11 protein-coding genes are annotated in these 13,689 nt (G+C 33.7%); all 11 read right to left on the reverse strand.

Annotation, left to right across the window (positions count from 1 at the left end):
- Window positions 1-6 precede the first annotated feature (6 nt).
- Entirely contained in the window at window positions 7-843 is an 837-nt protein-coding gene (locus CVU84_05155) for a Nif3-like dinuclear metal center hexameric protein (protein PKM95455.1), read from the reverse strand.
- Complete coding sequence (locus tag CVU84_05160) at window positions 831-1,523, reverse strand: hypothetical protein (protein ID PKM95456.1); 693 nt, start codon at window positions 1,521-1,523, stop codon at window positions 831-833. The genes CVU84_05155 and CVU84_05160 overlap by 13 nt, the downstream gene beginning before the upstream one ends.
- 230 nt (window positions 1,524-1,753) lie before the next feature.
- Window positions 1,754-2,884, reverse strand: coding sequence for an RNA polymerase sigma factor RpoD (locus CVU84_05165; protein ID PKM95457.1), 1,131 nt, complete (start codon window positions 2,882-2,884; stop codon window positions 1,754-1,756).
- Window positions 2,885-2,915: 31 nt separating this feature from the next.
- Window positions 2,916-4,694 carry a DNA primase gene (locus CVU84_05170; protein PKM95458.1) on the reverse strand — a complete coding sequence of 593 codons (1,779 nt, stop codon included), beginning with the start codon at window positions 4,692-4,694 and terminating at the stop codon, window positions 2,916-2,918.
- A gap of 78 nt (window positions 4,695-4,772) precedes the next feature.
- Window positions 4,773-5,783 carry a deoxyguanosinetriphosphate triphosphohydrolase gene (locus tag CVU84_05175; protein PKM95459.1) on the reverse strand — a complete coding sequence of 337 codons (1,011 nt, stop codon included), beginning with the start codon at window positions 5,781-5,783 and terminating at the stop codon, window positions 4,773-4,775.
- Between the two features lie 183 nt (window positions 5,784-5,966).
- Window positions 5,967-6,116, reverse strand: coding sequence for a hypothetical protein (locus CVU84_05180; protein PKM95460.1), 150 nt, complete (start codon window positions 6,114-6,116; stop codon window positions 5,967-5,969).
- A 26-nt stretch (window positions 6,117-6,142) separates the two neighbouring features.
- Window positions 6,143-8,110, reverse strand: coding sequence for a ferrous iron transport protein B (feoB, locus tag CVU84_05185; protein PKM95461.1), 1,968 nt, complete (start codon window positions 8,108-8,110; stop codon window positions 6,143-6,145).
- A gap of 42 nt (window positions 8,111-8,152) precedes the next feature.
- A complete protein-coding gene (locus tag CVU84_05190; protein PKM95462.1) occupies window positions 8,153-8,584 on the reverse strand; it encodes a hypothetical protein in 432 nt (143 codons plus the stop codon).
- Window positions 8,584-10,017, reverse strand: coding sequence for a hypothetical protein (locus CVU84_05195; GenBank protein PKM95463.1), 1,434 nt, complete (start codon window positions 10,015-10,017; stop codon window positions 8,584-8,586). Before CVU84_05195 ends, CVU84_05190 begins: the two co-directional genes overlap by 1 nt.
- A gap of 39 nt (window positions 10,018-10,056) precedes the next feature.
- On the reverse strand, window positions 10,057-10,857 hold the full coding sequence (locus CVU84_05200; protein ID PKM95464.1) for a hypothetical protein: 801 nt from the start codon (window positions 10,855-10,857) through the stop codon (window positions 10,057-10,059).
- Window positions 10,858-10,962: 105 nt separating this feature from the next.
- A complete protein-coding gene (locus CVU84_05205) occupies window positions 10,963-13,590 on the reverse strand; it encodes a pyruvate, phosphate dikinase (GenBank protein PKM95465.1) in 2,628 nt (875 codons plus the stop codon).
- Window positions 13,591-13,689 lie beyond the last annotated feature (99 nt).

Raw genomic sequence — 13,689 nt, forward strand, 5'->3', positions numbered from 1 at the left:
CCTCTTTTATAAGATTTGAATTGGATTTTTTGCGGTATAGTCTAGAAGTATTTCTACATCTGAAAGCTTATTATTGAAGATATTTCCTAATAGTTCTACAACAATATTTTCACTTCCAAAGTGAGTTGCATCAATTAACGCAATTCCGGCTTCCTTCGCATATTGGGCATTATGATATTTTATATCACCTGTTATGAATACATCAGCGCCTTTTATAATAGCCTTATCTAGCTCTGAGAATCCACTTCCTGTAACGATTGCAACTTTTTTGATCATACGGCCTTTATCACCAACATAATGAATATAATCAAGCTTTAATAGCTTTTGAATGTCTTTAGAAAATTGGGCTAGGGTCAATTTTTCTTTCAACGAACCGATCACTCCAAGACCCATTGTATTATAATCTATGCTGAATTCTTGGTCGTTGTTTACATTTAACTGTTCATAGCTCTTTTCTATACTAAGCACTTGTATATCTGCTAATTTTAATTGCTTTCCTAAATAAAAGTTTAAACCCTCTTGTGCCTTATCTAGATTTGTATGTGCGCAATATAGTCCAATCTCATTTTTTATTAGTTTCATAAGTTTTTCTCCTTCAACCGTAGTTGAAGTTATCTTGTTAATCTTATTCATCATTAAGGGATGATGTGTAACAATAAGATCAACATCATTTTTTACAGCGTTATCTATATTTTCCATACTTGGTTCAAGTGCTACAAGAAGTTTCTTTACTTCTTTTCTTTCATCTCCAACCAAAAGCCCACAGTTATCCCAAGCTTCTGCCAAATAAATAGGGGCTAGTTCTTCAACAATATTCATAATATCTTTTATTATTTTAGCCATTTGCCCACCTCACATATAGCCTCCGAATCTTTTTCAATCTCATCTATTCTTTTTATACTAGCCGGTGTATTCTTTTTAAGTAATTCCTTTTTAAGCTCAATGTTTTTCATGATTAATACCTGAAGGTATTCTCTATACTCCATATGGCAACTTTCAATTAACTTTTTGCCATATTTATACTCAACTTCATTTTCATATTTTTCTTTTCCATGATTGCATAGGATGATTGGATAAAACTGTTGTCCTTCTCTAATGAAGTCCTCTAACGTAATTTCATATCCTAGCTTATGAACTACTTTTCTAACAACAGCAATATCTAAGTGTGGAGAAAGTATTAGAGTTGGAATTTTTTTCAACTGATGCTTTGCCTCAACCAAAATCCTTTTGATTAACATTCCACCCATACCTGCTATAATTAAAGTATCTACCTTTCGATCCCCAAGTTGATGTAATCCATCTGATAAAATTGGCACAACCAGTTCCTTCACACCATTCGCTTCAATATTCATTTCTGCTTTTTTAAGAGGTCCTTTTGCAACATCTATTGCATATGCCTTTGGAGAAACGCCTTCCTTAACTAAATAAATTGGTATGTATCCATGATCTGTACCCACATCAGCAACAATAGTGCCTAATGGTACATGACTTGCAATTCGTTCAAGTCGTCTTGTAAGCTCCATCTTCCTAAATCCCTCCCAAATTAATATTACAGGAAAATCGGCTGTGCATATTATAATCCTCGATACACTTCTGCCGCTTTTCCAATTGCTTATGCAGAACGTTCTTAGTAAACAGGAAAATCGGCTGTGCGTATTAAAATCCTAGATACACTTCTACCGCTTTTCCAATTACTCATACATTATAAATAAAAACGGATAATAAGTATATCACTTTATTATCCGCAGTATGTTTATTCTAAATAATCTTTTAATTTTCTACTACGACTTGGGTGTCTCAACTTTCTAAGCGCTTTCGCCTCTATTTGTCTAATACGTTCACGTGTTACATTAAACTCTCTACCAACTTCTTCAAGAGTTCTTGCTCTTCCATCATCTAGTCCAAATCGGAGCCTTAAAACCTTTTGCTCTCTATCTGTTAATGTATCCAAAACATCCACTAATTGTTCCTTAAGCAACGTAAATGCTGCTGCTTCTGCAGGAACAGGTACATTTTCATCTTGGATAAAGTCACCTAAATGACTGTCCTCTTCCTCTCCAATAGGTGTTTCTAAAGAAACAGGCTCTTGAGAGATTTTCAAAATTTCTCTTACTTTATCAACAGACATTTCAAGCTCTTCTGCGATTTCTTCTGGAGATGGATCTCTACCAAGTTCTTGTAGAAGTTGTCTTGATACTCGAATAAGTTTGTTTATAGTCTCCACCATATGAACTGGGATTCTGATGGTTCTTGCTTGATCTGCAATTGCTCTTGTAATGGCTTGTCTAATCCACCAAGTAGCATAGGTACTAAATTTATACCCTTTTCTGTAATCAAACTTTTCTACTGCCTTTATAAGTCCTAAGTTTCCTTCTTGAATTAAATCTAAAAACAGCATTCCTCTGCCTACATATCTTTTAGCAATACTTACAACGAGACGTAAATTAGCTTCTGCCAAACGCTTCTTAGCTTCTTGATCGCCATTTTCCATTCTTACAGCTAGTTCAATTTCTTCATCAGCATTCAGAAGTGGAACCTTACCAATTTCCTTTAGGTACATTCTAACTGGATCGTCAATATTGACACCCTCTGGTAGGGTTAAGTCCAATTCAATCTCTACTTCTTCATCGGCTTCAAAGTCTTCATCAGGTGTCTCTAAAAGCTTTCCGATGACATCAACACCTCTTTTTTCTAAAAACTCATAGATGTTATCAATACTTTCTGGTTCAAGAACCACTTCCTTAAAATGTGATTCAATCTCCGAGTAATCAATAACATTCTTTTTTTCCTTTGCCAATATTAAGAGTTCATCTAATTTCTTATCAAATTTAGCGGTTTCTTCATCTTCCTGGGAAATTTTGTCGATATTTTCTTCCGTTGTCATTTATTCTCAATCCTTTCTTGTGTTTACTAGTCTATCCATGATTCAAAGAAATATACAAATCCTGCAACTGTCTCTTGACTTTGATCAAATCTTGTAGATCCTTAATGTCAGTAATCTGCCCAGACATTTTATCAATATATGCATTTTTTAATATTTGTACACTTTCATTAACCATTTTTTCAAATTGCATTCCATTTTCAACCTTTACATCATTGTTAAAAATTTGAGCAACCTTGTTTTGTTGTTCGAGTTCAATAAACTTATTAATGATCATTGCAGGATTAAGCTCTAAATTTTCTTCATAAAGCTCAAAAATAATGCCTGCGACTTGACTATATAATCCATCTACAAATTCCAATGGTTTGATATATGGCCTAACAGCTTCAAAAATATCCTTGTGACTCACTATAAAGGTTAATATATTTTTTTGTGCGACTTCGATGGAATCCTTTGAGAGTCTATTTTTGATTTTTCCTTCTGAATAAGCGTCTTCTCTTTTATGAGTTACAATTCCAACGTCTTTTCCAATTTTCTCCATTTCAGATTGGAGTGCTTTTGGGTTCATACTATATCTATTAATCATTGCTTCAAAATAGCTATCTCTTTTTATTTCATTTTCTAGCTCAACTAATTTTTTGGCAATGCTTTGATAGAACTTAGTCTTATGATCTGGATCTGATAAATTATATTTTGCCTCTAATTGCTCAACTTCAAACATAAAGCTTGGAATTGATGAAGAAATAATTTCTTCAAAACGTTCCGCTCCTTCTGCTTTTATAAAATCATCAGGGTCCTTATAAGGCAACATCTTTAATACTCTTACAGTAATATCTGAGGCTTCCATGATTGGAATTGCCTTTAGAATAGCATTGATGCCTGCTTTATCACTATCATAAGCAATGATCACTTCGTTCGTATACCTCTTTAGCAAATTACTTTGCCCTTGGGTAAACGCTGTTCCTAAAGAAGCAACTGTATTATCAAAGCCAGCTTGATGTAATGAAATTACATCCATATATCCTTCAACTAAAATAATATTGTTTCTTCTAGAGGTTCTTGCTATATTGAGTCCATATAGATTTTTGCTTTTATCAAAAAGCTTGGTTTCAGGAGAATTCAAGTACTTAGGCATTCCATCACCCAAAACCCTTCCTCCAAACCCAATCACTCGATTATGTATATCAAATATTGGGAACATGACTCTATTAAAAAAACGGTCATATACTTCTCCAGGTTTGCTTTTATCTTCTAAAACAAGGCCACTATCTGTCAAAACAGCGTCAGCATATCCCTTGCCTTTCAAATATTGATATAAATCATCTCTAAAAAAATGAGAGAAACCAAGGCCAAACTTTTTCCTTGTTTCACTTTCGATGCCTCTATCATTTAAATAATCAGAAGCTTTCTTTCCAAGCGGTACATTTGTCTGATGATAAAAATACTTCGCTGCTTCTTTGTTTGCATCATATAACTGCTGTTTATACTGCACCATTCTTCGCATTTCTTCTGAGATTTCCGGTTCTGGAAGACTAATATTTACCCTGTCTGCCAAAGCCTTAATCGCCTCAACGAAGGAATAATTCTCGTACTCCATCACAAATGTTATTACGTTACCGCCTGCACCACAGCCAAAGCAATGATAAATCTGCTTATCTTGGGCTACCGAAAAGGAAGGTGTCTTTTCGTTATGAAAGGGGCATAATCCAAAATGTGAAGTGCCTTTTTTATTCAGTCTTACATATTGAGAAATAACTTCTACAATATCATTTTGATACCTAATTTCCTCAACTAACTCATCTGGATAAAACATTTTCAACCAAAGCTCCTTCACTATTCCACTGTTATATTTTCGACAAAATATTTGTGAATCCTTTAATTATTTTTATTTCTATATTTCTTTCCATGATGAAGGAATAAATAAGTCATAAAATTTTCCAATTGCATACCGATCAGTCATTCCCGCAACATAGTCACAAACTACTCTTTCTAGAGGTTCACCCTCAATTTCAATCATATCTATATACTCCGGAGGTAAAATATGTGGTTTCTCTTTAAAATATAAGAAGAGCTGCATCAACATATTTTTAGCCTTATCTTCATGATCCTTGGCCTTTGATCCAATATAAACATTGTTGAACATAAAAACTCTAAGCTCTTTCATTGCATCATCCATATCTGGGCTCATTTTGATTTCTTCTTGATTCAGACTTTGATTCACAATATCGTGAATCAAATTACTAATTCTTTCCCTAGACGTCTTTCCAAGAACATCTGTATATATACTTGGTAAGTCCTTAACATCTAAAATCTTTCCTCTAATAGCGTCATCAATATCATGATTGATATAAGCAATTTTATCAGATAATCGAATAATCTGTCCTTCTAATGTGTTAGGTTTACCTTTCGTAGGATGATTCAGAATTCCATCTCTAACCTCCCATGTTAAGTTTAAACCTTGCCCTTTATTTTCAAGCTTCTCTACAACGCGAAGACTTTGTTCATAATGTCTAAAACCTTGACTGCAAATTTCATCTAATGCATACTCTCCCGCATGTCCAAAGGGTGTATGTCCTAAATCATGTCCCAACGCAATTGCTTCAGCTAAGTCCTCATTCACCCTCAGCGCTCTGGCAATCGTTCTACCAATCTGAGCAACCTCAAGTGTATGCGTTAATCTCGTCCTATAATGATCTCCTTCAGGTGCAATAAAAACTTGGGTTTTATGCTTTAATCGTCTAAAAGCCTTAGAATGAATAATCCTATCTCGATCCCTCTGATATGAGTTTCTAATATCACAAAAGTCTTCATCTACTTCTCTACCTTTACTATTTTTGCTTAGCGAAGCATATGGGCTAAGTATCTTTGCCTCTAACTCCTCTTGCTGTTCCCTCAAGTTCATATCACAAGCCCCCCTTTCAACCATCTTATAACTATTATATACTCCTTCTTTAATAATAATCCTCTATTTGTCCCAATATTGACATATTTAAAAATGAAATACTCATATTTTCCCTACCCTAAAAATACAGAAACCCAAGAACGATATCCTTGGGCCATACTATTCCTAATAAATACAAGCTTTTCAATCATACTTCTTCTCTTTCTCACAATCATCCTTATGGATACACCCACTACAGCTTCCACAGCCACCACTCTTTCTAACTTTTAACACCTTTCTTATCGCTAGTACCACCATTAGCAAAACAACCAATAAAACCAATGCTGTTTCCATATAATCGCTCCTTTTATAACCTACATCTAACTAAGAAAAATTCTACTTCCAATTTGATATATCAAAAAAGCTACAAACCAAGCTATTGTCAATTGATATGCAAAAGAGAAAAATGTCCACTTCCATGAATTCGTTTCTTTTTTTATAATACCAATTGTTGCAACACATGGTGTATACAATAAACAGAAAGCCATAAACGCATAAGCACTCACAGCATTGAAGCCCGCTGCAATAAATGCTGATGTAAATCCACTTTCTGTAACACCAAAAATAACAGCCATACTGCTAACAACTATTTCTTTTCCCATAATTCCTGCAATCAAAGACAATGCAGCTTCCCAGGTTCCAAAACCAAGTGGTGCAAATATGGGTGCAATCGCTTTGCCAATATAAGCCCCAAAGCTTTCCGTCATATCCACGTGTCCACTAGGATTAAACTCTAAAATGAACCAAAGTACTACCGATGCAAGGAAGATCACAGTCCCAGCTCGTATGATATAATGTTTCACTTTTTCCCAAACAAAAATAGCAATTGTTTTAAAAGAAGGTTTTTTGTATTGAGGTAGTTCCATTATTAGCGCAGTCTTTCCTTTCTTCAAGGTAGCTTTAAAAACCAATGCTACTAAAATAGCTATAAACACACCCATCAAATAAAGCGAAAATGAAACTATAATTTCATATCCCGGAAAGAAAATTCTCGAAAACAATACATAAATCGGCATTTTAGCACTACAAGACATAAATGGTGTAATCATGGTTGTAATTAGACGATCATGTTCATTTTCTAATGTTCTTGCTGTCATAATAGCAGGAACTGAACAGCCGAACCCTAAAATCATAGGAATAAACGCTTTTCCATTTAATCCAATCTTGCACATAAATTTGTCCATTAACAATGCAACTCTTGCCATATAACCACTATCCTCAAGAATTGAAATAGCAATAAAAAGACAAGCTATATTTGGCAAAAACACAAGAATGCCTCCTACCCCTCCAATAATACCATCTACGATAAGGGCTACAACCCATTCTGTAACATGAATTGCAATGAGAAAATCTTTAATGAACCATGATAAGCCAAAAAGAATTGATTCAAATAAACCAGCGAAATAATTTCCTACACTAAAGGTAAAAGCAAAAACCATAATCATCATCAGTAAAAAAATCGGAATGCCTAAAAAATTATTCGTTATTACCTTGTCCACTTTATCTGAAAATGTCTCCTCTTCGTGATCAAATTGAAGCACTTCTTTAATAAAGCAGGATATGTAGTCATACTTAATCTTACCAATTTCTTCACTATAATTTTCAGATTTCCAATTAGGAAGTTTTAGCCTCTTCATTACTTCCGAATCTTTTTCAAGCAATTTAATTGCTAACCATCTGATAGCATTTTCATCTAATTTATGTGTTTCAGATATTTTGTCGCTTAATGTGTCAATATGTTGTTCAATTTCGGTTCCATAGTTAATTCTAATGGGAATATATTCACTTTTCATTTTAGCAGTCTTAATTAACTGATGTAATAATTTTGTTAATCCGCTTTGTTTGGTAGCAGAAACCGGAATTACTGAAACTCCTAGCTCACTAGATAATCTTTCTATATTAACGTTATACCCTTTGTTGTCCATAATATCCATCATATTTAAGACTACAACAACTGGCTTCCCCAGCTCAATTAATTGTAACGTTAAAAATAAATTTCTTTCTAAATTCGAAGCATCCACAATGTTAACTACAACATCCGGATCATAATTCATGATATATTCTCTAGTTAAAATCTCCTCCATAGAATATGGAGACAAACTATATATTCCAGGTAAATCGACTAAAGTTATCGTATTGCCATCATGTTTAATAATGCCTTCTTTTTTTTCGACAGTTACCCCTGCCCAGTTTCCTACTTTGTGTTTTGCTCCTGTATAAGCATTAAATAAAGTTGTTTTTCCACAATTAGGGTTTCCAACAAAAGCAACCTTAATTTGCATGTGCATGTCAATTACTCCTCTCTTCATTTTATGTCATAACTGACTTTCTTAAGCACCATGTTGTGTCCTATGCTCTGATTGATGTGATATATGTCTTTCATTTCCTCGCGTTTTTTTAGAACAATTATTGCAATGACTTGGTTCAACATGAATTTTTTCAGCAATATCTTTTCCTATAACCACTCTAGATCCTCTCACATTTAGAATAAAAGCATTGTTTGAGTAATAGGACATAATTTTAATTTTAATTCCTTGCGTTAGCCCCATATCTTGAAGCCTTTTTTTTATCTTCAATTCAGTGTCAATATTTATAATAGTAAACTGTTCGCCTTTTTTACCGTTGCTCAAAATCATATATAAACACCACCTTACTAGTTGATTTATTGTTATGAGAATGGATGTCATTTTCCTTTTAATTATACTCCAAATAGTAATAAAAAAGCAATGGTTATCTCTTATTGTTAACCATTGCTTTTCCATTACTTAATAATTAACAATATCACAGACATAATAAAACCTAATAGCCCACCTAACCAAGTTATTGCTCTTAATTCTTTCTTAGCAATGGTAAGAATAACCTCTTCAAAAATCTCAATTTCAAATGAATTAATTTGTTTTTCTACGATTGATGAAATCTTCACTGAGCCGATTAGTTTAATAACATATTTCTTGATCACGAAATGATAAAGCTCCAATACTTTTTTAGAAAGATTGCTCTTACCTTCAGGTGTAATTTGGATTGGGGAATAGATCATTTGCTCAATCAACTTCATTGTCAATTCCTCAGCTGAAGGTTTAATTGAATTCACATTGTCTTTCAATTTACTGTAAATATATTTTGAAAATTCATCCACTACTTCTTCAAGGCTTCCACTTGATATAGCGTTGGCCAATGCAAGTGGTGTCTTGTCCATATTATAAATATATGCACTTACTTTATCTATTAATGTTTTATTTAATATACTCTGCGCTACATACCTTGCAATTTCTTTTCTTGATTGTTCAGGTGCGATTTCACCTAAGGGCTTTTGAATCACCATAGCAATATATTCATTGATCGTTTTTGATATTTCAGTGGTTTCAATATTTTCATTTACAGTAGCAACAATGCTTTCATAAATTGACCCCGCATTCACAAACATAGAACCTAATGCACCAAATTTGCTTGAAATTACCGCAGTAATCATATCTTTGGCTTTTTCAGCGAAGCTTTCACTTATCAATATGTGATTGATTGCATCTTTAATTTTAGGTTCATTAAATGATACCAGATTTTGAATTTGCTTCATTAATTGTTGACCAAGAAGTTCTTCAATAGACTTATCTTCATCCATTAACAATTCAATTTCATTTGCCAATAGATCTATACTGCCGTCTGAATTGATCAGTTGATCCAAGAACAGTTGAAGTATTTCTTTGTTTTGAGTGGCAATTTCTTTTATCGTTTTTTCACCTAAAATTTTAATGATTTGTTCCTTTAATAACTGAATCATTTTGTTTTGTAATTCAGTATCCTTCAAACCATAAACTATCTTTTCTACAGCTAATCTTGATATGGTTCTACTAAATTGCTCAATTTCTTCTCTATTTTTAAATAATAAGGATAAGTTTAATGCTCCCTCCTTAATATGACTCTCCGCTTCAAAAAAAGATACAATGGTTTCTCCAATTGTGTCTGATGTTAATTCCTTTAGTATAACCTCGTCCGTAAGCAAGTACTGTTCAACAACCTCACCCATAGCCATGGTAATTCTTTCACGCTCTTTTGCAATTAAGCCTGGCGTAAATGGAACCTTTATACCAAATATTCGCTTTTCCTTATACGGTTTAAATAGCATTTTTATGGCAATCCAATTGGTTGTATATCCAATGATTGCTCCAACTATTGGTGTTGCAATATCTGAATAATTCATTATTCCACCTCTTTCTCTTTATTATATTCCAATCATATATTAAAGAATATGTTGCTTAATTGCTTGTGCAAATCCATGATCATTATTACTACCAGTTATATATTTTGCATGCTTTATTAGCTCCTGTGTTGCATTCTCAACAGCAACTCCATAACCTGAAGCTTCAACCATTTCTATATCATTATTATTATCACCTACTGCCATTACTTGCTCCATATCAATTCCTTTATGTTCACAATACATTTTTAACATATTACCCTTAGAAACTTGATTTGAAACTACCTCTAAAAAAATTTCATAGGATTTGAAAAAATGAAAGTTTGGAGTTTCTATATTTGCCATTTGGACAGCTATTTCATTTAAAACAAGTGGATCTCCAACAATCATTAGACGAGGGAAATTTTTTGTTAAAGCTGTTTCAAAGTTAGGTACGATAACTTGTTTGTAATTATTCAAACCTCTTTCGATTTCAGTGTATTCATTTGACTTATTGCAGATTAAAGTGTTTTTATTGTGTAAAATAAATGCAACATCATAGCTATTAAATTTATCATATACATCAGCTATTACATCTTTTCTTAAATAATTCATTTCCAGATCTTCCAATATGCCTTCTTCTGAAAGTTCAACTCCGTTAGTTCCAATCATAATATCAACATACTCACTAAAATGATACTCAATCGCAATCTTTTCAATTACAGATAGCGCCCTGCCACTAGCAATTCCAAATAGAATATTTTTTTCCCTTAATTGTTTTATTGCCTCGATATTTTCTTCACTTACATGTCCATTATCATCTAATAATGTACCATCTAAGTCTGTAACAACAAGCTGTATCATCTTTATCAACCCTTTCTTTTATAACTATTTACAATTATTGTACCCACTACCTTATCTTAGTAATAAAGCCTCTCAAAAGTCTGAGAGGCTTTAAATAAAATCTAATTATTTACCAGATTTAATTGCAGCTTGAGCAGCAGCAAGTCTAGCGATTGGCACTCTAAATGGTGAACAGGAAACATAATCAAGTCCAATATTATGGCAGAATTCGATTGAAGATGGGTCTCCACCGTGCTCTCCACAAATACCTAACTTAATGTTTGGTCTAACTTTTCTTCCTTTATCACAAGCCATTTGAACCAATTGTCCAACACCTGATTGATCTAATCTTCCAAATGGGTCGGATTCAAAGATTGATTTTTTGTAGTAATCATCTAAGAAGCTACCAGCATCATCTCTAGAAAAGCCAAATGTCATTTGAGTTAAGTCATTTGTACCAAAGGAGAAGAATTCAGCTTCTTTTGCAATTTCATCTGCAAGTAATGCAGCTCTAGGAATTTCAATCATAGTACCAACCATGTATTTCATTTCAATTCCAGATGCAGCAATGGCTTTTTCAACTGCTTCAACAACAACTTTCTTTACATATACCAATTCTTTGATTTCACATACAAGTGGAATCATAATCTCAGGAACGATATCAAAGCCTTTTTCTTTCTTAACTTCAAGTGCAGCTTCAATGATTGCTCTAGCTTGCATTTCAGCAATTTCTGGATAAGTTACTGCTAAACGGCAACCTCTATGACCTAACATTGGGTTAAATTCATGTAAACTATCTACTGTTTCTTTCAATTCTTCAAAAGTTAAGCCCATATCTTTTGCTAAGTTTCTAATATCGTCCTCTGCATGAGGTAAGAACTCATGTAATGGTGGGTCAAGCAAACGAACTGTCATAGGCATACCTTTAAGTGCTTCATACATACCTTTGAAGTCACCTTTTTGGAAAGGTATTAATTCTTCTAACGCAGCTTTTCTTTCTTCGATTGATTTAGAAACGATCATTTTTCTAATTTTTGGAATTCTATCTTCTTCAAAGAACATATGCTCAGTACGACATAAGCCAATACCTTCAGCGCCAAACTCAACCGCATTGATTGCGTCTTTAGGACTGTCAGCGTTTGTTCTTACTTTTAATGTTCTGAACTCATCTGCCCATGCCATAAATGTTTTGAAGTGACCACTAATTTCAGGATCAACTGTTTTAATATCTTCAATATAAATAGTACCTGCTGTACCATCTAATGAAATATAATCGCCTTCTTTCACTGTTTGACCGGCAATTGTGAATGTTTTCGCTTCTTCATTAATTTTAATATCTCCACAACCAGATACACAGCAAGTACCCATACCACGTGCAACTACTGCTGCATGAGATGTCATACCACCACGAACTGTTAAGATACCTTTTGCAGCAGCCATACCTTCAATGTCTTCAGGTGAAGTTTCAAGTCTAACTAAGATAACTCTTTCACCTTTTTTTGCAGCTGCAACAGCGTCTTCTGCTGTAAAATAAACTTTACCTGCAGCAGCACCAGGAGATGCAGCTAACCCTGATCCAACAACTGTTGCAGCTTTAAGAGCAGCTACATCAAAGTTTGGATGTAATAATTGATCTAATTGCTTAGGATCAACCTTCATTAAAGCTTCTTTAGGTGTTGCTAAGCCTTCTTCTACTAACTCAACAGCAATTCTTAGTGCTGCTTGAGCAGTTCTTTTACCATTACGTGTTTGTAAGAAGTAAAGTGTTCCTTTTTCGATGGTGAACTCCATATCTTGCATATCTTTGTAATGATTTTCAAGCTTAGTCGCAATAGCCATAAATTCTGCGTAAGCTTCTGGCATATCTTTTTCTAATCTTGTTATTGGTTCTGGTGTTCTAATACCTGCAACAACGTCTTCACCTTGTGCATTTAATAAGTATTCACCGTAAATTAATTTTTCTCCAGTAGATGGATTTCTAGTAAAGGCAACTCCAGTACCAGAACCGTCTCCCATATTACCAAATACCATTGCTTGAACATTTACTGCTGTTCCCCAGTCACCAGGTATATCATTCATTCTTCTATAGATAACTGCTCTTTCATTATTCCATGAACCAAATACAGCTTCTACTGATGCCATTAATTGTTCTCTAGGATCTTGAGGGAACTCTGTATTTAATTGTTCTTTATAATACGCTTTGTAAGCATTAATTACATCTTTTAAGTCTTCTGCACTTAATTCAAGGTCATTTTCAAAGCCTTTAGCTTCTTTAATGTCATCTAAAATTCTTTCAAATTTGTGTTTTGATAGGCCTTTAACAACATCAGAGAACATTTGAATAAATCTTCTATAAGAGTCATATGCAAATCTTGGATTGCCTGTACCTTTTGCAAAACCTTCTACGGATATATCATTAAGTCCAAGGTTAAGTACTGTGTCCATCATACCAGGCATTGAAGCTCTTGATCCTGAACGAACTGATACTAGTAATGGCATATTCACATCACCAAATTTTTTGTCGGATATTTTTTCTAATGCTTTAATACCGTCATCAATTTGTCCTAATATTAAATCTGCAATTACCTTACCATCATCATAGTATTTTGTACATGCTTCTGTTGTAACTGTAAATCCTTGTGGGATTGGAAGTCCAAGAATAGTCATTTCAGCTAAGTTAGCGCCTTTACCACCAAGAAGATTCTTCATTGATGCGTCGCCTTCATTGAACATATAAACATATTTGTTGCTCATTGAATGTATACCTCCTAAGATTTTGTATTATTTTAATAGAATGAAATTCTATTAGTAACTTTTTCCCCAAATTTATTATGTGTACGCTTTGTAATGAAT

The organism is Firmicutes bacterium HGW-Firmicutes-1, from assembly GCA_002841625.1.
GTDB lineage: Bacteria > Bacillota > Clostridia > Lachnospirales > Vallitaleaceae > HGW-1.

What these genes read in the sequence shown, in the direction of transcription:
- CVU84_05155 (PKM95455.1), bottom strand. Translation starts at nt 843, where the DNA reads ATGGCTAAAATAATAAAAGATATTATGAATATTGTTGAAGAACTAGCC.
- CVU84_05160 (PKM95456.1), bottom strand. Translation starts at nt 1,523, where the DNA reads ATGGAGCTTACAAGACGACTTGAACGAATTGCAAGTCATGTACCATTA.
- CVU84_05165 (PKM95457.1), bottom strand. Translation starts at nt 2,884, where the DNA reads ATGACAACGGAAGAAAATATCGACAAAATTTCCCAGGAAGATGAAGAA.
- CVU84_05170 (PKM95458.1), bottom strand. Translation starts at nt 4,694, where the DNA reads ATGTTTTATCCAGATGAGTTAGTTGAGGAAATTAGGTATCAAAATGAT.
- CVU84_05175 (PKM95459.1), bottom strand. Translation starts at nt 5,783, where the DNA reads ATGAACTTGAGGGAACAGCAAGAGGAGTTAGAGGCAAAGATACTTAGC.
- CVU84_05180 (PKM95460.1), bottom strand. Translation starts at nt 6,116, where the DNA reads ATGGAAACAGCATTGGTTTTATTGGTTGTTTTGCTAATGGTGGTACTA.
- feoB (PKM95461.1), bottom strand. Translation starts at nt 8,110, where the DNA reads ATGCACATGCAAATTAAGGTTGCTTTTGTTGGAAACCCTAATTGTGGA.
- CVU84_05190 (PKM95462.1), bottom strand. Translation starts at nt 8,584, where the DNA reads ATGGAAAAGCAATGGTTAACAATAAGAGATAACCATTGCTTTTTTATT.
- CVU84_05195 (PKM95463.1), bottom strand. Translation starts at nt 10,017, where the DNA reads ATGAATTATTCAGATATTGCAACACCAATAGTTGGAGCAATCATTGGA.
- CVU84_05200 (PKM95464.1), bottom strand. Translation starts at nt 10,857, where the DNA reads ATGATACAGCTTGTTGTTACAGACTTAGATGGTACATTATTAGATGAT.
- CVU84_05205 (PKM95465.1), bottom strand. Translation starts at nt 13,590, where the DNA reads ATGAGCAACAAATATGTTTATATGTTCAATGAAGGCGACGCATCAATG.